Annotated in this window: 19 protein-coding genes; 5 read left to right on the forward strand and 14 right to left on the reverse strand. The window is 64.8% G+C overall.

Annotation, left to right across the window (positions count from 1 at the left end; translation table 11 throughout):
- Positions 1-28: 28 nt before the first annotated feature.
- Entirely contained in the window at positions 29-1,447 is a 1,419-nt protein-coding gene (locus CIT40_RS23180) for a hypothetical protein (RefSeq protein ID WP_162307630.1), read from the forward strand.
- Between the two features lie 35 nt (positions 1,448-1,482).
- On the opposite strand, the gene CIT40_RS23185 is transcribed toward CIT40_RS23180, so the two are convergent.
- Positions 1,483-1,842 (reverse strand): hypothetical protein, encoded by a 360-nt coding sequence (locus CIT40_RS23185; RefSeq protein WP_162307631.1) that lies wholly within the window; start codon positions 1,840-1,842, stop codon positions 1,483-1,485.
- Between the two features lie 146 nt (positions 1,843-1,988).
- On the opposite strand from CIT40_RS23185, the gene CIT40_RS23190 reads away from it, so the two are divergent.
- Positions 1,989-2,306: an antibiotic biosynthesis monooxygenase family protein gene (locus CIT40_RS23190; RefSeq protein WP_094895828.1), complete on the forward strand. Its 318-nt coding sequence runs from the start codon at positions 1,989-1,991 to the stop codon at positions 2,304-2,306.
- Positions 2,307-2,452: 146 nt separating this feature from the next.
- Positions 2,453-4,246: a caspase family protein gene (locus tag CIT40_RS23195; protein ID WP_162307632.1), complete on the forward strand. Its 1,794-nt coding sequence runs from the start codon at positions 2,453-2,455 to the stop codon at positions 4,244-4,246.
- A 433-nt stretch (positions 4,247-4,679) separates the two neighbouring features.
- Here the strand turns inward: CIT40_RS23195 and CIT40_RS23200 are convergent, their stop codons facing one another.
- The 4 genes from CIT40_RS23200 to thiD form a co-directional block, all read right to left on the reverse strand.
- On the reverse strand, positions 4,680-5,663 hold the full coding sequence (locus CIT40_RS23200) for a threonine/serine dehydratase family protein (RefSeq protein ID WP_094895830.1): 984 nt from the start codon (positions 5,661-5,663) through the stop codon (positions 4,680-4,682).
- Between the two features lie 63 nt (positions 5,664-5,726).
- Positions 5,727-6,770 carry a glycosyltransferase family 4 protein gene (locus tag CIT40_RS23205; protein WP_094895831.1) on the reverse strand — a complete coding sequence of 348 codons (1,044 nt, stop codon included), beginning with the start codon at positions 6,768-6,770 and terminating at the stop codon, positions 5,727-5,729.
- A gap of 13 nt (positions 6,771-6,783) precedes the next feature.
- Complete coding sequence (locus CIT40_RS23210) at positions 6,784-7,596, reverse strand: UDP-2,3-diacylglucosamine diphosphatase (protein WP_094895832.1); 813 nt, start codon at positions 7,594-7,596, stop codon at positions 6,784-6,786.
- Between the two features lie 369 nt (positions 7,597-7,965).
- Complete coding sequence (thiD, locus tag CIT40_RS23215; protein WP_094895833.1) at positions 7,966-8,766, reverse strand: bifunctional hydroxymethylpyrimidine kinase/phosphomethylpyrimidine kinase; 801 nt, start codon at positions 8,764-8,766, stop codon at positions 7,966-7,968.
- A 131-nt stretch (positions 8,767-8,897) separates the two neighbouring features.
- Here thiD and CIT40_RS23220 point away from each other — a divergent pair, with 131 nt between their 5' ends.
- Positions 8,898-9,143 (forward strand): Lrp/AsnC ligand binding domain-containing protein, encoded by a 246-nt coding sequence (locus tag CIT40_RS23220; RefSeq protein ID WP_094895834.1) that lies wholly within the window; start codon positions 8,898-8,900, stop codon positions 9,141-9,143.
- Positions 9,144-9,150: 7 nt separating this feature from the next.
- Here the strand turns inward: CIT40_RS23220 and CIT40_RS23225 are convergent, their stop codons facing one another.
- On the reverse strand, positions 9,151-10,089 hold the full coding sequence (locus tag CIT40_RS23225) for a c-type cytochrome (protein ID WP_094895835.1): 939 nt from the start codon (positions 10,087-10,089) through the stop codon (positions 9,151-9,153).
- A 155-nt stretch (positions 10,090-10,244) separates the two neighbouring features.
- Here CIT40_RS23225 and CIT40_RS23230 point away from each other — a divergent pair, with 155 nt between their 5' ends.
- On the forward strand, positions 10,245-10,661 hold the full coding sequence (locus CIT40_RS23230; RefSeq protein ID WP_094895836.1) for a CHRD domain-containing protein: 417 nt from the start codon (positions 10,245-10,247) through the stop codon (positions 10,659-10,661).
- Between the two features lie 183 nt (positions 10,662-10,844).
- On the opposite strand, the gene CIT40_RS23235 is transcribed toward CIT40_RS23230, so the two are convergent.
- The 8 genes from CIT40_RS23235 to CIT40_RS23270 form a co-directional block, all read right to left on the reverse strand.
- On the reverse strand, positions 10,845-12,128 hold the full coding sequence (locus CIT40_RS23235) for a cystathionine gamma-synthase family protein (protein WP_094895837.1): 1,284 nt from the start codon (positions 12,126-12,128) through the stop codon (positions 10,845-10,847).
- Between the two features lie 288 nt (positions 12,129-12,416).
- Entirely contained in the window at positions 12,417-12,863 is a 447-nt protein-coding gene (locus tag CIT40_RS23240) for a c-type cytochrome (RefSeq protein ID WP_094895838.1), read from the reverse strand.
- Between the two features lie 129 nt (positions 12,864-12,992).
- Positions 12,993-15,302 (reverse strand): xanthine dehydrogenase family protein molybdopterin-binding subunit, encoded by a 2,310-nt coding sequence (locus CIT40_RS23245; RefSeq protein WP_094895839.1) that lies wholly within the window; start codon positions 15,300-15,302, stop codon positions 12,993-12,995.
- 260 nt (positions 15,303-15,562) lie between these two features.
- Positions 15,563-15,967 carry a DUF1127 domain-containing protein gene (locus CIT40_RS23250; protein WP_094895840.1) on the reverse strand — a complete coding sequence of 135 codons (405 nt, stop codon included), beginning with the start codon at positions 15,965-15,967 and terminating at the stop codon, positions 15,563-15,565.
- Between the two features lie 340 nt (positions 15,968-16,307).
- Positions 16,308-16,757: a c-type cytochrome gene (locus CIT40_RS23255; RefSeq protein ID WP_094895841.1), complete on the reverse strand. Its 450-nt coding sequence runs from the start codon at positions 16,755-16,757 to the stop codon at positions 16,308-16,310.
- Between the two features lie 183 nt (positions 16,758-16,940).
- Complete coding sequence (gene murJ / locus CIT40_RS23260; protein ID WP_094895842.1) at positions 16,941-18,467, reverse strand: murein biosynthesis integral membrane protein MurJ; 1,527 nt, start codon at positions 18,465-18,467, stop codon at positions 16,941-16,943.
- A gap of 226 nt (positions 18,468-18,693) precedes the next feature.
- Positions 18,694-19,845 carry a DegT/DnrJ/EryC1/StrS family aminotransferase gene (locus tag CIT40_RS23265; RefSeq protein ID WP_162307633.1) on the reverse strand — a complete coding sequence of 384 codons (1,152 nt, stop codon included), beginning with the start codon at positions 19,843-19,845 and terminating at the stop codon, positions 18,694-18,696.
- 47 nt (positions 19,846-19,892) lie between these two features.
- On the reverse strand, positions 19,893-20,897 hold the full coding sequence (locus tag CIT40_RS23270; RefSeq protein ID WP_094895844.1) for a Gfo/Idh/MocA family protein: 1,005 nt from the start codon (positions 20,895-20,897) through the stop codon (positions 19,893-19,895).
- Between the last annotated feature and the right edge of the window lie 38 nt (positions 20,898-20,935).

Raw genomic sequence — 20,935 nt, forward strand, 5'->3', positions numbered from 1 at the left:
GCGCGGTGATTTGCGCGACGAGATCGCAATGGCCAACGAAGCATTCGCCCTTTCGCCCATGTCTGCCCGCGCGGCCGAGCCGAACGAGCAGGATTACGACGCGATCCGCGAAGCCTTCATGGAGACGGCGCGCGGCCGCTGGTTCCTCGGCGAATACGCCAGGCGCAACCGCAACGCCGACACGAGCATGGTGCTCGACGCGGTCGCGAAAATCGAAGAAACCCTTGCGGCGCAGCGGCAACCCGTCGTCGAGGATCGTCTGCCCGAAGCACTGGTCGAGATCCGTCGCGCGATCCATGATGCCGAGACGAGCGCCATCGCCGCCTTCGATCCCACCGCGATCGAGGCAAGCCTCGCCGCGATCCCGCGCGGCGTGCGCATCATCAAGGAGATCTCCTGGCGCTGGCGCGAGATCGGCGCCGACGGGCGGATCTGCGACCTCATTGATTCGCAGCTCGCCTCGATCGAGGCCGCCTGCGGACAGATTTCGATCATCGACCCCCGCGTCGAGCTCAAGGCCGCATTCGATCTGTTGAGGGATCGGGTCGAGCAGACCGACGGCGGCGCAACGCCGCAGGCGCCCTCGGCTCCGGTGCAGGAGGCGCCGTCATCCGGTGCCGACGCTATTCCTGTCGAGACCGCGCCCGCGACGATGGCGAGCGACGCAGCCGTGGCTTTTACGGAGGCGCCGCAGGATCTCGCATCGGCTGCCGAGCCCGAAGCTGCCATCGAGGCGGCCGTCGCCAGCGAAGCGTTCGCCGAGACCGAGCCGGCCATGGACGCCGTCGTCGCACCCGAGATTGCGGCCGAGAGCCAGATCGTTGTCGAGAGCATGGCGCCGGACCAGGTCGCGCCGGAAGACGCCTCGTTCGAGCAACCCGCCGCCTTCGAGGAAGCCGCCGACACATTCGCGCTCGACGCCGCCGCGCAGGCCGAGGACGACGCCGTGCTCGAGGCCATCGCGCTCGAGATGGCCGCGCCCGATCCGGAGTTCGACGAGATCATCGCAGCCGAGGAGATGGAAGCGGCCATTGCGGAGCCGATGGTGGCAGAGGCCGCAGCGCCCGTTGCCGCGGAGCTTCCGGAGCCGATCGCGCCTCAGCCGGTGATGGCTCCCGTGGTGGAAGAGCCTGCCACCGACGCGCCGATCGCGATGGACTCGCTCGCACGTCTCACCGACGCCATCGCGGAGGCCGCCGCCGAAGTGATGGAGCAGCCGGCTCAGGCCATGGCCGCGACGGCGATTTTCGCTGCAGCGCCGGCCGCGACGCTGCCGCCGATGCCCGCGCCCCTCTCCTCATCCATGCCCGCGTCCATGTCCGAGACCTCGCTCGGCGCCACGATTCTGGCCAGCGGCATCCTGCAAAAACCCCGCGCGCCCGCCAACGATCCCCTCGCCCCGATCCGCCGCATGACCCAGGCCGAGAAGATCGCGTTCTTCTCGTAAGGGGGCGGACGCTCTTCCACATCGTCAGCGCGCCGTCACCCGCAATTCCACACCGCCCCGATCGGCGTGCGGGTCCAGCACGGACCGAAACTGCCGCCGTTGTAGCGGCCGCCGTTGAAGCCGGGGCGGCCGAAATAGTGCCACTCGCCGTCCCAGCGGTAATATTGCGGAACCGGATCGATGTACCAATGGCGGCGGTCGTTGCGCGCGAGACGCCGCATCGCGTCCTTCTGCTTGTAGAGCGGAATGCTGTTGCTCAGCGGCTGACGATAGCCCGGCAGGAAGCCGTAGCCCTTCCAGACCGGCTTGGGACGCTTGTGAGCGGGCTCAGCGGATGCGACGGCCGGCAGCAGCGACAGGATGACGGCAACGAATAGACACATGAGGCGGGACATGGATTGATCATAGTCATTCGATCGAAGGATGACCATTCAATTTCGAGTGCAGCCGCGTTGAAACGAACTCGTGCCGTAACAAAGGCCATGGGCCGTGCGAAATAGAATCGCACGTTTACAAGCGCGATCCACGACGAGGCTCAAACATGATCGGCGAAGTGATTGTCATTGGTGATCTGAAGATGCGCGACGGCGCCTCTGTCGAGGAGCACGACCGGTTGGGCGCGCGCATGTACGACCTCGTCAGCCGCATGCCGGGCTTTCTGTCGATCAAATCCTTCAAGGCCGATGACGGCGAGGAGGTCACGGTCTTCCGGTTCGCCTCGGAAGCAGCGCTGGAGGCCTGGCGCACCCATCCGGAGCACGTCGAGACGATGAGGCGGGGTCATGCCGAGTTCTACGACAGCGGCTTCCTGCAGATCTGCAAGGTGATCCGCGAGGTCGGCCCGTTCGCGCACGATTGACGCGGCGCTCACCATAGCAGGTTCCGGGCGTGATTCAGATCACGCAAGGCGCGAGGGTGAGAGGGATCACGGACGTCGAGCTCGAACGCGGCGAGGCTCCCCGGCAACCAATCTCGTATCCGAGATCAGTGCCAGAGGAGCACGCCATGTTCCGCCTAAAGCCTTTGCTGATGACAGCCGGCCTCGTGGGAAGCCTGTTCGGCTTCGCCTGCGGCCCTGTTTCCGCGCAAGTCGCCCCGGTCCAGCCGGCCCCTACCGCGTTGCAAGGCCCGGAGCAGCGGGTCGCGCTGGTGATCGGCAATTCGAACTACCAGAACGCACCGCAGCTCGCCAATCCCGACAATGATGCGGAGTCGATGGCGAAGTTCCTGAACTCCGCCGGCTTCGAGGTGGTCGCCGCGACCGACCTGACCCAGAACGACATGCTGCGCGTGGTGCAGGACTTCTCCGCAAAAGTGTCCGCGCGCGGTCCCAACACGGTGGCGATGGTCTATTACGCCGGTCACGGCGTGCAGCTCGCCGGCGAGAACTATCTCGTTCCCGTCGACGCCAAGGTGTCGAGCCAGACCGAGCTCGTCAACAATTCGGTTCGCCTGGTCGACGTGATGTCGACGCTGGAGACGATCCCGAGCCGCATGCGCATCGTCATCCTCGATGCCTGCCGCAACAACCCGTTCCCCGAAGTCAATGACGCCGGCCGCGGCCTCGCCATCGTCGATGCGCCGAACGGCTCGATCGTCGGTTACTCGACCGCGCCGGGCGCCGAGGCGCTCGACGGCACCGGCGGCCACAGCCCTTACACGCAGGCCTTCCTGAACGCCGCGCGCGAACCCAACGTGCCGATCGAGCAGCTGTTCAAGCGCATCCGCCTGCAGGTGAACCAGTCCACCAGCGGCCAGCAGATCCCGTGGGAAAGCTCCTCGCTGACGTCCGACTTCACTTTCTTCGGCGACACCGCGGTCGCCGCCAACCGCGCGCCGGTGAATACGCCGGTGGTGCAGATGGCTGCCAACCTGCCGAGCCGCTCGACGCGTCAGGCCTATGACTACGTCGTGTCCGAGGGCCGGCCGGAATATTATCAGGAGTTCATCCAGATGTATCCGCACGACCCGCTGTGCGACCACGTCCGCTGGCTGCTCAACAACATCCTGCTCTCGCAGGCCTGGCACAAGGCGGTGCTCGTGAACTCGCCCGTGGCGTACAAGAGCTTCTATGACAGCTACGGCAACAGCCCCTATGCGCAAGTCGCGCTGAAGCTGCAGACGCAGCCGAAGCAGATCCCCCTGATGCAGGCGACCAAGTTCTTGGCCCCGCAGAACATGGCTCCGACCTTCAAGATCGGCAATCTCGGCCAGCCGAAGTACATGCCGCTGCAGCAGGGCAACGGTGGTTCGCAGATGGGCGGCAATCTGCCGGTCGTGCAGAAGCCGGTCGACGGCAACGTCATCGGCAAGCCCGGCAATGGCGGCCAGATCGTCAACCTGCCCTCAGGCAACAACAACCAGCAGAACGGCACGCCGTCGCAGACCCCGGGCAAGATCGTCACGCTGCCTGCGCCGACCAACACGACCACCAACAATGGCGGCATCGGCAAGATCGTGACTTTGCCCGCGACCAACACCAAGCCGGACGCTGGCAGCGGCAAGCCGGGCAAGATCGTGAGCATGCCGGTGAATGTCGGCAAGGGCGGCACGAAGGTCGACACCAAGCCGGTGAATGTTCAGACGCAGAACAATCCGATCCGTGTCAACAACGGCGTGAAGGTCAACAACAACCCGGTGAACAAGGTGCAGGTTCAGAACAATGTCCAGAACAACAGCCGCCCGCAGTTCAACGCGACCAACCGCATGGTCAACAGCAACAACAACTTCCGCCAGTCGATGAACCAGTCGCAGGGCATGAATGGCGGCGGTAACAACCATCGCGGCTTCATGCGCTGATCAGACCGAGAAGACGGTGCGCTCCCTCCCCCGCCTGCGGGGGAGGGTTGGGGAGAGGGTCTCTCCGCAACGGGACAATCCCCAAGAGGAAAGAGCCCTCACCCGGCACTACGTGCCGACCTCTCCCGCAAGCGGGAGAGGTTGCACCGAGCAAGCGGAGAGTTCGTTCTACAAGATCGGCAGACACAGAAGGGGCAGAGCGGAAGCGCTCTGCCCCTTCTTCATGTCGAGGATAGATAATACGATCAGCTCGCCTTCACCAATGGAGCCGCTGGAGCGCACGCCTCGTCCTTCGAGACGACCGCTACGCGGTCTCCTCAGGATGAGGCTAATAGGCATCGGTGCCCGTTGAAGCTGTCGCCGCGCACTCCGCCCTCATCCTGAGGAGCCCGCCAAAGCGGGCGTCTCGAAGGATGCGCCACGAGGAAACCGCTCAGGCTACCAGCTCGGAGAACAGATCCGCGTCGACATTGCCGCCGGAGAGCACGATGACGACGTTCTTGCCGGCGACATCAAGCCGGCCCGCCAGCAGCGCGGCGAGGCCCACTGCGCCGCCCGGCTCCACCACGAGCTTCAGCTCGCGATAGGCGAACGCGACGGCGGCGCCGACTTCCTTGTCCGAGGCCGTGACGCCGCGCGCGAGCAGCTTGCTGTTGATCGCAAAGGTCATCTCGCCGGGGATCAGGGCCATCAGCGCATCGCAGATGGTGCGGCCCGCGGGCCCGTGCGGCTCGCGATGGCCGGCGGATAGTGAAATGCCGTGATCGTCGAACGACTCGGGCTCGGCCACCACGATCTCGGCCAGCGGATAGCGCGCCTTCACCGCTGTCGCGACGCCCGCAATCAGGCCGCCGCCCGAGGCCGGGGCCACCACGATGTCGGGGCTGAGGCCGAGCGCCGCCATGTCCTCGGCGATCTCGCGGCCGGCGGTGCCCTGGCCTGCGATCACGAAGGGATCGTCATAGGGCCGCACCAGCGTTGCGCCACGCTTCTCCGCGATGCCGCGCGAGATCGCCTCGCGGTCGTCGTTGTAACGGTCGTAGAGCACGACCTCGGCGCCATAGGATTTGGTGCGCTCGCGCTTCGATAGCGGCGCATCCGCCGGCATCACGATGGTTGCCTGCATGTCGAGGATCTTGGCCGCGGCCGCCACGCCCTGGGCGTGGTTGCCGGAGGAGAACGCGACGACGCCGCCGGCGCGCTTGTCCTGCGGGATCGAGGCGACCTTGTTGAAGGCGCCGCGGAACTTGAACGAGCCGGTGCGCTGGAGCATCTCCGGCTTCAGGAACACTTTCGCACCGACGCGCTCGTTGAGGACGGGAAACGACAACAGCGGGGTACGAATGGCATAGGGCGCGATCACGCGCGCAGCGGCGTCGATGTCGGCGGGGCCGATCGGGAGGAGCTGTTCGGTCATGCCGGATGTTATCGCGCCCGATGAGCCTCGGGCAAGACACCTCCGCGCGATGGACCGCGGTTTTCAGGCTACGAAGCTAACCGGCTCTGCCCCATTCCGGCCCGGAAGCACCGCGCCGACGGCTTCAATGCTGTCCACGAAAGCCCTCGCCGAGGCCTCCCAGGTGTAATTGGAGGCGAACGCGACGCAGTCCTGCCGGGGGACGTCGAGCGCCGCAAAGCAGGCGTTGCGGAGGTCGTGATCGAGCGCACCGACCGGCGCATCGCCGATCACGTCGCGGGGACCCTTCACCGGGAAGGCCGCGACCGGCAGGCCGCTTGCGAGCGCTTCGAGCAGCACCAGGCCGAACGTGTCGGTTTTGCTGGGAAACACGAACACGTCGGCCGCCGCATAGATGTCCGCCAGTTCCTCACCGTGCTTCTCGCCGAGGAAGATCGCGTCCGGATAGGCCTCTTCGAGCGAGGCGCGCGCGGGGCCGTCGCCGACGATCACCTTGGTCCCGGGCAGATCGAGATCGAGGAACGCCTCGAGATTCTTCTCCACCGCAACCCGGCCCACCGACAGGAACACCGGCGCCGGCAGGCAGAGGTCGATGGCGCGGGGGTGGAACAGATGGGTGTCGACGCCGCGCGGCCACAGCACGACATTGTCGAAACCGCGCTCGGTCAGCTCACGGCCGAGCGCGGGCGTTGCCGCCATCACGGCGCGGCTGGGCGCGTGGAAGCGGCGCAGCGCCCGCCAGATCAGCGAGCCCGGCACCGGCACGCGGGCGCGGACATATTCGGGAAAGCGGGTGTGGAAGCTGGTCGTGAACGGCAACTTGCGCTGGCGGCAATAGCGGCGGACCATCAATCCGATCGGCCCTTCGGTCGCGATGTGGATGCTGTCCGGTTGCGCCTCCGCTATCAGCTTCGCAATTCGCGCCGGGCGGGGCATCGCCAGGCGCACGTCGCGATAGCTCGGCATCGCAAAGGTTCGGAACGATTGCGGCGTCAGGAACTCGAATTCGACGCCTAGGCTCTTGCCGGCGTCGGCAAGCTTGGTCAGCGTCCGAACCACACCGTTCACTTGCGGGTGCCAGGCGTCGGTCGCGACCAGGATGCGCATCAGGCGGTCTCCGTCATGCAGCTCTGGCTGCGACCTGCGGGACGGCTGCCGGCTTCTGCAAATGATCCGCCCAGGTGATGATCTCGAAACGGCCGTCGTCGTGCTCGACCAGCGCCGTGCAGCTCTCGACCCAGTCGCCGCAATTCATGTAGCGGATGCCGCCCTCGTCGCGGATCACGGCGTAATGGATGTGGCCGCAGATCACGCCGTCGGCGTCGTGGCGTCGCGCCTCGGCGGCGAGCGCCTGCTCGAACGCGCCGATGTAATTGACGGCGTTCTTGACCTTCTGCTTGGCCCATTGCGACAGCGACCAATAGGGCACCTTGAACAGGCGGCGGAAGAAGTTGACGAAGCGATTCATCTGGATCGCGAAGTCGTAGGCCTTGTCGCCGAGATGGGCGAGCCAGCGCGCGTTCTGCACCACGAGATCGAAGATGTCGCCGTGGATGACGAGATAGCGCTTGCCGTCCACGCCGGTGTGGACGGTGTTCTCGACCACGTCGATGCCGCCGAAATGCGTGCCGTAATAGTTGCGCAGGAACTCGTCGTGATTGCCGGGGATGTAGACGACCTTGGCGCCCTTGCGCGCCTTGCGCAGCAGCTTCTGCACCAGATCGTTGTGGGATTGCGGCCAGTTCCAGCTCGATTTCAGCGCCCAGCCGTCGACGATGTCGCCGACCAGATAGATCGTGTCGGCATCATGGTAGCGCAGGAAGTCGAGCAGAAGATCGGCCTGAGAACCGCGGGCTCCGAGATGAACGTCGGAGATGAACAACGTGCGAAAGCGCCGCTCCGGGCTCTCGTCACTCACATCGTAACTTCCCATGCGCCAGCCTGTAACAAATGTCCCGTGACAGGGGGATGACAGATTGAACCCTTGAGGCACCTTCAGATACGAATCAAACCTTGCCTCGCCCTCCCCGCGAATATCAGTCGCATGCGACAATCAGGCGACATGGGGCCGCAGGGGGGCGCAGGACGTCTACCCTCCCCTGGAGGGGGAGGGTCGATCGCGCGCAGCGCGAGCGGGGTGGGGTGATCTCTCAGGCACTGTTGGCAATGGAGAGACCGTCACCCCACCCCGTCTCACATTTCGCTACGCTCAATGTGAGCCGACCCTCCCCCTCCAGGGGAGGGTGAGCGGGCCGCGCCGCTTGTGCTGAACGGGTAAATGGCCGCGTTTCCGCAGACTGGCTCAGTAGAACCGATGGAAATGATGCACGGGCCCATGCCCGTGGCCGACGCTGAAACGGTCGGCGGCGGCAATGGCTGCGCTGATCCAGGCCTTGGCGTTGCGCACGGCGGTTTCCAGATCCTCGCCCTTGGCCAGTCCCGCCGCGACCGCCGAGGACAGCGAGCAACCGGTGCCGTGGGTGTTGCGCGTGGCAACACGCGGTGCCGCGAGCGCGACTCCGCCTTCGGACGTGACGAGATAGTCGGTGCTCTCGGCGCCCTCACCGTGCCCGCCCTTGATCAGGACCGCGCGGCAGCCCAGCGCCAGCAGGCGCCGCCCCTGGCTTTCGATCCCGGCCTCGCTCACCGCGATCTCCTCGTCGAGCAGCGCCGCGGCCTCCGGCAGGTTCGGCGTGATCACTGAGGCCATCGGTATCAGCTTCGTGCGCAGGGCATCGACGGCCTCGGATGCCAGCAGGCGGTCGCCGGAGGTCGCCACCATCACGGGATCGAGCACGACGTGCTTCGGTTTCCAGCGCGACAGCGCGGTCGCGATTGCCTCGATGCTGGCGACCTGGGCGACCATGCCGATTTTCACCGCGCCGACGTCGAGATCGGAGAACACAGCATCGATCTGCGCGGTGACGAACTCGGCCGGCACCGCTTGAATGCCGGTGACGCCGCGCGTGTTCTGCGCCGTCAGCGCCGTGATGGCGGAGGCGCCATAGACGCCGAGCGCGGCAAAGGTCTTGAGGTCGGCCTGGATGCCGGCGCCGCCGCTCGAATCGGAGCCGGCGATGGTGAGTGCGACCGGGGTCGTCATGGGCAGATTTTCATCGTTTTCGGGACCATGGTCCGTCCTACCGCGCTCGCCCTGTGACAAGCAAGTTCGCTTGCTAATTCCGGCCGGTTTTGGCCTATTAGCCGGAAGAATACGCTTTCGGAGTGCCCGCGATGGTTCCTTTTTTCGTCCAGATCAAATGCAAGCTCGGCCAGTCCTATATTGTCGCCAACGCGCTTGCCGAAGCCGAGATCGCGTCCGAAATCTACTCCACGGCCGGCCAATACGACCTTCTCGTGAAGTTCTACGTCGACAAGGACACCGACATCGGCCATTTCGTCAACGAGAAGGTGCAGGTGCTGCCGGGCATCCAGGACACCCTCACCATCATCACCTTCAAGGCGTTCGGCGCCAGCTAGCCCGCAGCTAGCCGGCGTCCTTGCCGGCTTCCTTGCGCTTGGGCCGCGGCGGACCGTCCACCGGCGGCAGCGATTTGAGATAGTCCGCCATTGCGGCAAGATCCGCGTCGGACAACTGCGAGGTGTTCTTGATCACTCGCGTCATCGCACCGCCGACGCTGTCGCCGTCCGGGAGTTCGCCGGTCTTGAGGAAATAGGCGATATCCTTCGCGCTCCACTCGCCGAGGCGCTTCTGGGTGATGTTGGGCACCCAGCCCTCGCCTTCCGGATTAGGCCCGCCGGCAAAGCGCTGGCTCGAGATGATGCCGCCGAGCGCGTTGCGCGGGCTGTGACATTCGGCGCAATGGCCAAAACTGTTGACGAGATAGGCGCCGCGATTGAATTGCGGCGACCTGGTGCCGTCGGCGACAAAAGGCTTGTCGTCCAGGAACAGGAATTTCCAGATGCCGACGTTGCGGCGGATGTTGAAGGGAAAGCCGACGTCGTGGTCACGCACCTTGCCGGTCACGGGCGGCAGCGTCTTCAGATAAGCGAAGAGATCGAGCACGTCCTCGCGCCTGGCATGCTGGTACGACGTATAGGGAAACGCGGGAAAATAATGCTGCCCGTCCGGCGAAACCCCGTGCATCACCGCATTGACGAAGTCGGCGTCGGTCCATTTGCCGATGCCGTCGTTCGGATCGGGGGAGATGTTCGGCGCGTAGAACGTTCCGAACGGCGACTTGATCGCGACGCCGCCGCCGAGCCTGACACGATCGGGCTGGTTGGGCGTGGCATGGCAGGACGCGCAGCCCCCGGCGTTGAACATCGTCTCACCATTGGCAAGGTTTGCCACATGGGCCGGCGCGTTGCCCACAGCTGCCACCACCGGCGCGCTGAGCCACCAATAGACGCCGGCAGCAATGACCGCGGCGAGCAGCCCTGCGAGAATTGTTCGTTGCAACATGCCGATCCATTCACTCGTCGCGGCGAACCTAAGACCGATGTCGTCGCGGCTCCAGCCACGAAGAATTTAGCCCGCCCTGGCCAAAAGCGGGAATAAACTGAAATGCCGGCTGTTGGAAGGTTGGCAGCCCGAACGGGCTCAGCAGGGAGATTATCATGAACAAGACCGTCATTGCCGCCTTGGCGCTTGGCGCCGTTGCCTTCGCAAGCCCCGCCAGTGCAGAAAAGCTGAAAGCAGCGCTCGACGGCAAGTCCGAGGTGCCGGCAACCACCAGCAGCGGCACCGGAACCGCCGATCTGAACTATGATGCCGCCAGCAAGAAGCTGTCCTGGACCGTCACTTATTCCGGACTCTCCGGCCCCGCCACCGCCGCACATTTCCACGGACCTGCCGAGGCCGGCAAGAACGCCGGCGTGGCCGTTGCGATCCCGAATGCGGCCGCAAGCCCGGTCAAGGGTGAGGCGACGCTCACGGATGCGCAGGCTGCCGATCTGCTCGGCGGCAAGTACTACATCAACATCCACACCGCGGCCAATCCGGGCGGCGAGATCCGCGGTCAAGTGACGAAGTAAGCCTCCAAGATTACTTCGTCGCAAAAGGCCGGGCGCAGGAGGGGGCGTCCGGCCTTTTCGATTCCTAGGAGGTTGACGTCGCAGCCCGGATGGAGCGCAGCGCAATCCGGGACGAACTCAGAGGCGTAAAGATCCCGGATTACGCTTGCGCTCCATCCGGGCTACGCACTTTTCGAGGAGCACTCAGGCCGCGTTCAGCGCCTGCGTGAGGTCCGCGATCAGGTCCGACGGGTTCTCGATGCCGATCGACAACCGGATCGTGGAATCGAGCACGCCGATTTTCCGGCGGATGTCGGCGGGAACGCCGGAATGCGTCATGGTCGCGGGCAGGCTCGCGAGCGACTCGGTGCCGCCGAGACTGACCGCCAGCTTGATGATCTGCAGCGCATTGAGGAATTTGACCGCCGCGTCCTTGCCGCCGACGATGTCGAACGAAAAGGTCGATCCCGCCCCCAGGCATTGCCGCGCGAACACACGGCCCGCGGGCGAGGCCTCCTCGTGATGACCGAGGTAGTGAACCTTGGCCACCTTGGGGTGATCGCGCAAATAATCCGCCACGAGGCGCGCATTCGCATCGGCTTTTTCCATGCGCAGGCTCAGCGTCTCGAGCGAGCGGCTGATCATCCAGCAGGAATGCGGATCGAGTTGCGTTCCGATGGCGCCGCGTAGCGCCTTGATGCCCTTCATCAGCGCCTTCGAACCAAGGGCTGCGCCAGCGATCAGATCGGAGTGACCGCCGACATATTTCGTGAGCGAGTAGAGAGAAATGTCGGCGCCGTGCTCGATCGGCCGTTGAAACACCGGTCCGAGCAGCGTGTTGTCGCAGGCGATGATCGGCGTGTCGCCCTGCGCCTTGCCGATGGAATCGGCAATGCGGCGGATCATGGCGACATCGACCAGACCGTTGGTCGGGTTGGCCGGAGTTTCGATCAGGATCATCGACACGCGGCCCTTGGCCATGGCCTCCTCTGCCGCCTGCTGGACGGAGGCCTCATCAATCCCGTCGGCGAAGCCGACGGCGCCGATCGACAGACGCGCCAGCGTGTTCGTCAGCAGCGTCTCCGTCCCGCCATAGAGCGGCTGGGAGTGCAGGATGACGTCGCCGGGACGAACGAAAGCCAGGATCGTGGTCGCGATCGCCGCCATGCCGGACGAGAACAGCGCGCACTTCTCGGTACGCTCGTAGATCGAGAGCCTGTCCTCGACGATCTCGCTGTTGGGGTGATTGAAGCGCGAATAGACCAGGCCCGCGCCCATGCCTTCCGGCGGCTCGCGCCGGCCGGCGACGAAGTCGAAAAAGTCCTGCCCGTCATCGGCCGTCTTGAACACGAAGGTGGAGGTCAGGAACACCGGCGGCTTGATGGCGCCTTCCGACAGCTGCGGATCATAGCCATAGGTCAGCATCAGCGTTTCAGGATGCAGCATGTGATTGCCGATGTGCGTCTTCGACGGAAACGGTTTGACCATGGCATGTCTCGCTGTTGATGGGATCTTCGCCGCGTGCTGGAACTCCTGATGCCATGGCGCCGTCGGAACCGAGTGCACCTCGTCGCATCAATGGCGCGGCCATTGGCACGAAGATAGCTGCTCCCGCAGCGATCCGTCAGACCTTGCAGATGGAAAAAGGGCGGCTGCTTTCGCAACCGCCCTTGTGAATTCCGGGTAGTCCGGATGAGCGCAGCGACATCCGGGACAGACTATCGGCTGGACTCCCCGGATATCGCTGCGCTCATCCGGGCTACGAGACTACGAACCTCAGCCGTTCTTGACGCGATAGGTCTCGTGGCAGCCGCCGCATTCCTTGCCGACGGCGGGGAAATTCGCCTTGAGCGAGTCCAGATCCTTGATCTTGCCCTTGGCCTCGCCGACGACCTTGGCAAAGCTCGCGATCTTGGCGTCGAAGCCCGCCTTGTCGTCCCAGACCTTCGGCGAGCTCGAGTAGTCGCCCTCGGGCTTCATGCCCTTGGCGCTGGCCGGAAACAGGTTCGGCAGCTTCTTGGCGGTATCCTCGAACTGCGCCAGCGCGGTGTCGACCGTGGCCTGGTCGTAGGGCTTCTCGCCCTTCACCATCGCGGCCATCGCGCCGGCATTCTTGCCGTTGCCCTTCATGAGGGTCTGGACCTCCTTGACGGAGTCCTGTTGTGCCCAGACGGCGCCCATCCCGAGCAGCAGCGCGCCCCCAACAACCAACACTCGCTTCATTCGCAAAATCCCTTTCCTGATGCAGGATCGTGCCGACCCCTTATGGGCCAACACCGTTCGGCAGATTTCATTCCATCCCGAGCGCGACGATAAATCGTCGCACTCCGGATCCATCGACTGGGCCTGAAGTCACAGGCTGTGGCGGCGATGGTGCTCGTTGATCGCGATCCACACCCGTTCCGGGGTTGCCGGCATGTCAATGTGGTCGATCTTGTATTCGCGCCAGAGCGCATCCACGATGGCGTTGACGATGGCCGGACAGGAGCCGATCGCGCCGGCCTCGCCCGCCCCTTTCACGCCCATCGGATTGGTCTTGCAGGGGACGTTGGCGGTCTCGAACACGAAGGCCGGCCCGTCCGCCGCCCGCGGCAGCGCATAGTCCATGTAGGTCGCGGTGATGAGCTGGCCGTCATTGGGTCCATAGACCACCTGCTCCATCAGCGCCTGGCCGATGCCCTGCATGGCGCCGCCGTGCACCTGGCCGGCGAGAAGCAGCGGATTGAGCGTCTTGCCGAAATCGTCGACGATCACATAGTTGACGATCTTGATGATGCCGGTGGCCGGATCGATCTCGACTTCCGCGACGTGCGTGCCGTTGGGATAGGTGCCGTCGGCGCTGGCGAAGGTCGCGCTGGCATTGAGCTTCGACGGATCGGCGCCGGGCCGCTTGGCGAGATCGGCGAACGAGATCGAGCGGTCCGTGCCGGCGATGCGTACCACACCATCCGAGATCTCGAGGTCGCCCGCGCCGGCCTCCAGTGCCTGCGCCGCGATCTCCTTGAGCTTTTGCCCGAGCTCGCGCGTGGCCCGCTCGACGCTGACGCCGCCGGAGGGGATCGAGGCCGAACCGCCGGTGCCGAGACCGGTCTTGATTTCGTCGGTGTCGCCCTGATGGACGTGGACGCGTTCCGGCGCCACGCCGAACTGCTCAGCGACGATCTGCGCATAAGCCGTCTGGTGCCCCTGCCCGCTCGACTGCGTGCCGATCAGGACGGTGATGTCACCATTTGGGTCCATCCGCACATTGGCGGTCTCCTCGCCCATGGTGCCGCAAACCTCGACATAGCTTGCCAGCCCAATGCCGCGGATCAGGCCGCTCTTCTTGGCCGCCTTGGCGCGCTTGGAAAAGTCCTTCCACTCGGCGATCTCCATCGCGCGCTTCAGATGCGCGGCGAAGTCGCCGGAATCATAGACCTTGCCGGTCGCGGTCTTGTAGGGCAGCGCCTTCGGCTGGATGAAGTTCTTGCGGCGAACCGCGTCCGGCGTCATGTCGAGTTTTCGTGCGCAAGCATCCACGAGACGCTCGATGACGTAGGCGGCCTCGGGCCGGCCTGCGCCGCGATAGGCATCGACCGGCACGCTGTTGGTGAAGACGGTCCGCACCCGGCAGTGAAAGGCCTGGATGTCGTAGAGACCCGGCAGCATGCCGGCGCCGCCATGGGGGATGTAGGGGCCGAAGGTCGACAGATACGCGCCCATGTCGCCCATAAGGTCGCAATCCATCGCGAGGAACTTGCCGTCCTCGGCGAGCGCCATCTTGGCGGTGGTGACGTTGTCGCGGCCCTGCGCGTCGCCCATGAAGTGCTCGGTGCGGTCGGCCGCCCATTTCACCGTCTTCTTCAGTTTCTTCGCTGCGACCGCTACCAGCGCGTATTCGCGGTACGGGAACAGTTTCGTGCCGAAGCCGCCGCCGACATCCGGGCAGATCACCCGCATATGCTCGGTCGGGATCTTCAGCACGTTCTGGCACAGGATGTCGCGCAGGCGATGGCTGCCCTGGCTGCCGATCGTCAGCGTCAGATGATCGCGCTTGGCATCGTATTCGCAGACCGCGGCGCGCGTCTCCATGAAGCTTGCGACCACGCGCGGATTGACGATGGAAACCTCCGCCACCGCATGCGCCTTGGCGAAGGCGGCTTCCGTCGCCGCCTTGTCGCCGATCGAGACGTCGAACAGCACATTGCCGGCCTTGTCGGGCCACACCTGCGGTGCGCCCTTTTTGACGGCATTGACGACGCCGGTCACCGCCGGCAGCGGCGACCATTTGACCTCGATCGCCTCGATCGCGTCGCGGGCCTGGTCGATGGTCTCGGCGACCACGAAGGCAATGGAATCGCCGACATGGCGCACCTCATCCTTGGCCAGGATCGGATAGGGAGGGCCCTTGAACGGGTCGGTCTCGAGATTGAACAGGCACGGCAGATCGCCGAGATCGCTGACGTCGGCGGCCGTCAGGATCAGCGCGACGCCGGGCAGCCCGCGGGCGCGGCTCGCATCGATGGTGAATTTGGCGTGAGCATGCGGCGAGCGCAGCATCAGGCAGCGCAGCGCGGCCTGCGGCGCGTAATCGTCGGTATAGCGGCCCTTGCCGCGGATGAGCGCGTCATCCTCCTTGCGCAGCACGCTTTGGCCAACGCCGAACTTGATGGGAGCCGCCATTTGATTGTCCCGTTCTCATGGTTGTTTTGCCGGCATATTGCCGTGGAAAAACTGGCAAGGCAAACGGGTTTAAACCGGCGCCATCCGCCAAAAAATGCTCAGCCCGTTGCGCTCCAGAGCAGTACCGGACGGATAGGCCGCCGCTCGATCATTTCACTGTGAAAATCCTTGATTCTACACCGCAGCGCACACCTGAGAACAAGCGACGATGTTGACCGTCGCTTGCTCGCAAAGTGCATGTCTGCGTTTGCCAGGATGATCTACATCCCAGTGTGGTTCAACAGATACCTCGTGCGATCTCTCAAGGCATCGATCGCTCTCCCAGGTGCGAGGCGGTAGAGATCGCCGCGCGTCAGGCCGATATCCATCAACTCCCTGTCGCTCAAATCCTGCAGGATGACCCGCGGGTTCTGACGCCACTCTCGAAACGCGCGCCAATATCGCTTGAGCAAGCCAAGGACGCCCTGCGTCGGTTCGGCCACTGCTCCCGCATCCCTTCCCAATAGGGTGTCGCGCGGCATTGCCGTGGATGAATTAAGGCGCGCCGCTGCTGTCAAAACCTCGTCCATGGCCTCCTTCGCCAACGCGATCGAGCGGTCAAGGCGGAGCACCGCGGCATCGCGCTCCGTCACGGCTGTGATGATGTTCGTCTGTTGCGGTGGCATCGCACGCTCCTGCTGTTGTGCCGGCAGGGAAGCGTGGCCACAAAAAAGGCCCCGTCCGATGCCGGCGGGGCCTGGTGGAAAAGATGTCGTCGAGATCCTAGCGCACGACTCCTCCCACGGCCCAGCCGAAGCGGGTCATGTGATTGCGGTTGAGTTTGCGCGAGCATTTAATCATGCAGCGCTGATATCACGGCAATTGCACAAAATCAAGAGATGTGGAGAGGTTGCATACATCCCTGGGGCGAGCACCCTGCTTCGTCGGATGCATCGTCCCTCGGATCACCTTCCATGGGCAGGCACTCCAGCGGGATGGGCAAGAGATCTCGATGCTCGCCGGCTGCTACTTTTGCTGAATGCGACCGAGATAATCGACGACGGCGAGGATACGTTTTCGCACGACGACTTCCGGGCTTTGATCCGGTCCGGCCTTCTGCCAATAGGATGGATCGACATAGTGAGGCAGGTTGACGATCGGGTTGAATCGTACTCCCCAAACCGGCATTTCACGGGTGCCGTGAGCGGGAATTGTTTTCATTCCATCGATGGTTTCATAGACGGTGTTCGCAGGAAACACACCGTTGTTGGTCTTGGCCAACACAGTCAAATCGGAAGGCGGCGTCTTGAGCTGGTCGCTAACCGGTCCTTTGCCTCTGGCATCCGCACCGTGGCAACTCGCGCACGACGACTGAAACTCCAACTTGCCGACGTCGAGATCGTCAGCCTGAGCCGCCGCGGCGAAACCAGCGGCAAGACCGGCAATGATCAAACATTTCACAGCAGATATTACCATGTCCTGCTCCGATGCTGGCCAGCAAGAGTTCATTACTAGCCGCTTCGCCCGCCGGCAGTTTGACCCACATCAAGACTGGCTTCCGGCCTGGCTCAAGCGTGCTCCGAGCCTGCGCAAATTCAGGCGGACGGCGACGGGGCTCCGAAGGTTTCGACGAACCTGTTGCGTGCGATCGTTCCGCGCCTAGCCGCGCACCAGCGAGACCAGCCAGCTGCGGCCGAACAGCACGAGGATCGCGAGCGCATAGACGATGGTGCCACCGACCGCGAGGAGAACCAGCATCACCTCATCGCGGAAGTGCATCGGGCCCAGCGCGGGTCCGCCAAAGCGCGCAATCAGCCAGAACACCACCGCCAGAATGATCCCGGTCAGCAGAAATTTCGCGAGCGACATCAGCCAGGCACGATCCAGCACGAGAAAGCCCCGGCGCACGGCGAAGAACAGCACCAGCAATAGATTGGTCCAGACGCCGACGGCGGTTGCGAGCGCAAGGCCGATCTGGGCGAGCGATCCCATCAAGGCGACCTTCAGCGCGACGTTGACGGCGATGCCGGTCAGCGACGCCCGCACCGGCGTCGCGGTATCCTTGCGGGCGTAGAAGGTCGCGACTGCGCTGCGGATCAGCACGAACGGGATCAGGCCGATGGCATAGGCTGCGAGGGTGCCGCCGGCAGCCACCGCGTCGGCCTTGGAGAACGCGCCGCGGGCGAACAGCGCGCGCATGATCTCGTCGGGCACGGTGAGGAAGGCCGCCACGAACGGGATCGAGAACAGCAGCGTAAAATCGAAGGCGCGGCGCTGCGCCTTCATCGCCCCGTCATGGTCGTTCGCCGTGATCCGTTTCGACATCTCCGGCAGCAGCACGGTGCCGATGGCGATGCCGATCACGCCGATCGGGAGCTGGTTGAGCCGATCGGCGTAATAGAGAGCCGACAGCGCACCGGCGGGCAGGAAGGTCGCGATGATGGTGTCGGCGAACAGCGCGACCTGCGTGCCCATCGAGCCCAGTGTCGCGGGGCCGAGCGCTTTGAAGAAACCGCGGACATCTTCGTCGAGCTTGAGCGGCGCAAAGCGCGGCAGGCCGCCATGGCGGGCGAGATCGCCGGCCAGCAGGAAATATTGCAGGAAACCGGAGATCAGCACGCCCCAGGCGGCGGCGTGGCCGGCCGTCGGAAACCAGACGGCGACCGCCAGCGTCATCATCATGGCGACGTTGAGGAAGATCGATGCGGCTGCCGCGCTGGCAAAGCGCTGCATCACGTTGAGCATGCCGCCATAGAGCGTCACCAGCGTGATCAGCAGCAGATAGGGAAAGGTGATCCGGGTCAGCTCGATCGCGAGCTTGCGCTGCTCGGCATCCTCGGAAAAGCCGGGCGCAAGCAAGCTCATGGCCTGCGGCATGAACAGCCAGGCGACGATCAGCAGCACCACCTGCGAGGCCAGCAGCAGCGTGAAGATGCGGTCAGCGAACCGATGCGCCGCCGCCTCCCCCTTCTCGCCATGGACATGGGCATAGGCCGGCACCCAGGCGGCGTTGAAGGCGCCCTCGGCGAAGATCGCGCGAAAATGGTTGGGCAGCCGCAGCGCCACGAAAAAGGCGTCGGCCACGGGGCCGGCGCCGAGGATCGCCGCGAGCATGATGTCGCGGGCAAATCCCGTCAGCCGCGAGAGCAGCGTGTAGCCGCCAACTGTGAAGATGCGTCCGAGCATGCGTCTGTTTTAGAGGCTTATCGAACAGAGGTCGATTGCATCTTGCGATGCGCATCGCTGTGCCCTCTCCCCTTGTGGGAGAGGGCAGCTCCGCGAGTAGACACAAGCTCATTGGGGTGAGGGGTCTCTCTCCACGCATTCCGTGCGGAGAGAGACCCCTCACCCGTCTCGCCGCTTTGCGGCGAGCCACCCTCTCCCACAGGGGGAGAGGGTTGGAGCGGCCCGCTCAGCCCGCCAGCGCACCTTGCACGGCGGCGATGATTCGCTCCTGATCGGCTTCGGTCAGATAGGCATGCATCGGCAGGCTGATGACGTCCTGCGACAGGCTCTCGCAACCGGGCAGGCCGCCCTCGGCGACCGGATATTGCCTGTAGGCGGTCTGCTGATGCATCGACTTGCCGTAATAGATCGCGGTCGGCACGCCCTGGGCCTTCAGCGCGGCAGCAAAGCCGTCGCGGTCGGTGCCCTTGGGCAGGCGGATGGTGTACTGCGCCCAGACCGAGGTATTGCCGGGCGCCAGGCGCGGCACGGTGACGACGTTGGACAGGCCGCGCGCGTAGCGCTCGGCGACCTTGTTGCGGGCGGCGATCTCGTCGTCGAAGATCTTCAGCTTCTCGATCAGGATCGCGGCCTGCATGGTGTCGAGCCGGCCGGTGAGGCCGAGGCGGACGTTGTCGTATTTGTCGACGCCCTGCCCGTGCACGCGGATGCTGCGCAAGGTCGCCGCGAGTTCGTCGTCATCGGTGAAGATCGCGCCGCCGTCGCCGAAGCAGCCGAGCGGCTTGGCCGGGAAGAAGCTGGTCGCGGTCGCGAGCCCGAAGGTGCCGAGCTTGCGGCCCTTGTAGCTCGCGCCAAAGCCTTGCGCGGCGTCGTCGAGCACGAACAGGCCCTCGGCCCTCGCGATCTCGGCGATCGCATCGTGATCGGCGGGCTGGCCGAACAGATCGACCGGAACGACCGCGACCGGCCTGAGGCCGGCCTTGCGCGCAGTCGCGATGCCGCGCTTGAGCGATTCCGGGCTCATGTTGAAGGTGGTCTCGTCGACGTCGACGTAGACAGGCGTCGCGCCGGTTCGCGCCACCGGCGAGGCCGTCGCGATGAAGGTGAAGGACGGACACAGCACGGCATCGCCGGGCCCGACGTTCTTCGCCATCATCACCATCAGGATCGCGTCGGTACCGCTAGCGCAGCCGATGACGTGCTTGGCGCCGCTATAGGCCGCGAGCTGCTTCTCGAGCTCGGCGACTTCAGGGCCATTGACGAACTGGCAATGGTCGAGAACGCGCTTGACCGCGGCATCCAGCGAAGCGCCGAGCCGGCGGCGCTGCGAGGCGACGTCGATGAAGGGAATGGGTTCGGAACGCAGATGCTGGTTCATGGCCTGGTTCTTGGCGCTTTCAGGGGGCGTCGACATGGATCAAGGGTTTAGCCGGCGACGCGGCGCGGGCCCTTGAGGGCGGGCGATTTGGCCGCGGGCCGTGACGGCGTCTCCAGGCACTGCGTCGCGATCTCGAGGCTGGCAACGCCTTCGTCGCCCGTGACCGCCGGCGTCTCGCCGTTGCGCACCGCCTTGAGGAACGCGATCAGCTCGGCGCGGAGCGGTTCGTCATGGCCGACCGGCAGATGCCGCATCGAATAGCTGCCGTCAGGCTTGAAGCCGAAGCATTCGGTGACCTGGCGCGTCAGCAGATCGCCCATCACGTATTTGCCGCGGGTCGCGACCGTGACGCTGCGCGCCTTGAACGGCGTCAGCCAGTTGGTGTTGATGTGCGCGAGCACGCCGTTGGCCGTGCGGAACTGCAACAGCGCAATGTCCTCGCGTTCGGCGACCGCGCTCGACAATTGCGGCTGCACCTCGACGATGTCGGATTCGGTGAACCAGCGGATCAGATCGATGTCGTGCACGGCGAGGTCGATGACGACGCCGACATTGGACATGCGCGGCGGGAACGGGCCGACCCGCGTGATCGCGATGGAGAGAATGTCCTCGCCCGCGATCGCCTGCTTGACGGCGACGACCGCCGGATTGAAGCGCTCGACATGGCCGACCATCAGCGTGACGCCGGCCTTGTGCGCGGCAGCGACGATCTCGCGGCCCTCCTCCACGGTGGATGCGATCGGCTTCTCGACCAGAACATGGATGTTCTTGGCGATGCAGGCGAGCGCGACCTCGTGATGCAGATGGGTCGGAGCTGCGATGGTGACGGCGTCGACGCCTTCGGCCAACAGCTGGTCGAGGGTCTCGAAGCTTGCGCAATTGGCCAGTTCCGTCGCGCGTGTGCGATGTGCCGGCGAAGGATCGACGACGCCCACGAGGCTGACGCCGGGAAGACCCGCAAGCACGCGCGCGTGGTTGCTCCCCATTACACCGGCGCCAATGACGCCGACGCGCAAGCCGGCCTTTGCCGGTGCAGACCCTTTGGAACTCATCTGAGCAAACCCCGATTCAACGCAAATCCCCGGCGCGC

Source organism: Bradyrhizobium amphicarpaeae (assembly GCF_002266435.3).
GTDB classification, from domain to species: Bacteria; Pseudomonadota; Alphaproteobacteria; order Rhizobiales; family Xanthobacteraceae; genus Bradyrhizobium; species Bradyrhizobium amphicarpaeae.

Excerpts from the sequence above, each read along its gene's own strand:
- CIT40_RS23180 (WP_162307630.1), top strand. The coding sequence starts at position 29 with ATGGCCAACGAAGCATTCGCCCTTTCGCCCATGTCTGCCCGCGCGGCC.
- CIT40_RS23185 (WP_162307631.1), bottom strand. The coding sequence starts at position 1,842 with ATGTCCCGCCTCATGTGTCTATTCGTTGCCGTCATCCTGTCGCTGCTG.
- CIT40_RS23190 (WP_094895828.1), top strand. The coding sequence starts at position 1,989 with ATGATCGGCGAAGTGATTGTCATTGGTGATCTGAAGATGCGCGACGGC.
- CIT40_RS23195 (WP_162307632.1), top strand. The coding sequence starts at position 2,453 with ATGTTCCGCCTAAAGCCTTTGCTGATGACAGCCGGCCTCGTGGGAAGC.
- CIT40_RS23200 (WP_094895830.1), bottom strand. The coding sequence starts at position 5,663 with ATGACCGAACAGCTCCTCCCGATCGGCCCCGCCGACATCGACGCCGCT.
- CIT40_RS23205 (WP_094895831.1), bottom strand. The coding sequence starts at position 6,770 with ATGCGCATCCTGGTCGCGACCGACGCCTGGCACCCGCAAGTGAACGGT.
- CIT40_RS23210 (WP_094895832.1), bottom strand. The coding sequence starts at position 7,596 with ATGGGAAGTTACGATGTGAGTGACGAGAGCCCGGAGCGGCGCTTTCGC.
- thiD (WP_094895833.1), bottom strand. The coding sequence starts at position 8,766 with ATGACGACCCCGGTCGCACTCACCATCGCCGGCTCCGATTCGAGCGGC.
- CIT40_RS23220 (WP_094895834.1), top strand. The coding sequence starts at position 8,898 with ATGGTTCCTTTTTTCGTCCAGATCAAATGCAAGCTCGGCCAGTCCTAT.
- CIT40_RS23225 (WP_094895835.1), bottom strand. The coding sequence starts at position 10,089 with ATGTTGCAACGAACAATTCTCGCAGGGCTGCTCGCCGCGGTCATTGCT.
- CIT40_RS23230 (WP_094895836.1), top strand. The coding sequence starts at position 10,245 with ATGAACAAGACCGTCATTGCCGCCTTGGCGCTTGGCGCCGTTGCCTTC.
- CIT40_RS23235 (WP_094895837.1), bottom strand. The coding sequence starts at position 12,128 with ATGGTCAAACCGTTTCCGTCGAAGACGCACATCGGCAATCACATGCTG.
- CIT40_RS23240 (WP_094895838.1), bottom strand. The coding sequence starts at position 12,863 with ATGAAGCGAGTGTTGGTTGTTGGGGGCGCGCTGCTGCTCGGGATGGGC.
- CIT40_RS23245 (WP_094895839.1), bottom strand. The coding sequence starts at position 15,302 with ATGGCGGCTCCCATCAAGTTCGGCGTTGGCCAAAGCGTGCTGCGCAAG.
- CIT40_RS23250 (WP_094895840.1), bottom strand. The coding sequence starts at position 15,967 with ATGCCACCGCAACAGACGAACATCATCACAGCCGTGACGGAGCGCGAT.
- CIT40_RS23255 (WP_094895841.1), bottom strand. The coding sequence starts at position 16,757 with ATGGTAATATCTGCTGTGAAATGTTTGATCATTGCCGGTCTTGCCGCT.
- murJ (WP_094895842.1), bottom strand. The coding sequence starts at position 18,467 with ATGCTCGGACGCATCTTCACAGTTGGCGGCTACACGCTGCTCTCGCGG.
- CIT40_RS23265 (WP_162307633.1), bottom strand. The coding sequence starts at position 19,845 with ATGAACCAGCATCTGCGTTCCGAACCCATTCCCTTCATCGACGTCGCC.
- CIT40_RS23270 (WP_094895844.1), bottom strand. The coding sequence starts at position 20,897 with ATGAGTTCCAAAGGGTCTGCACCGGCAAAGGCCGGCTTGCGCGTCGGC.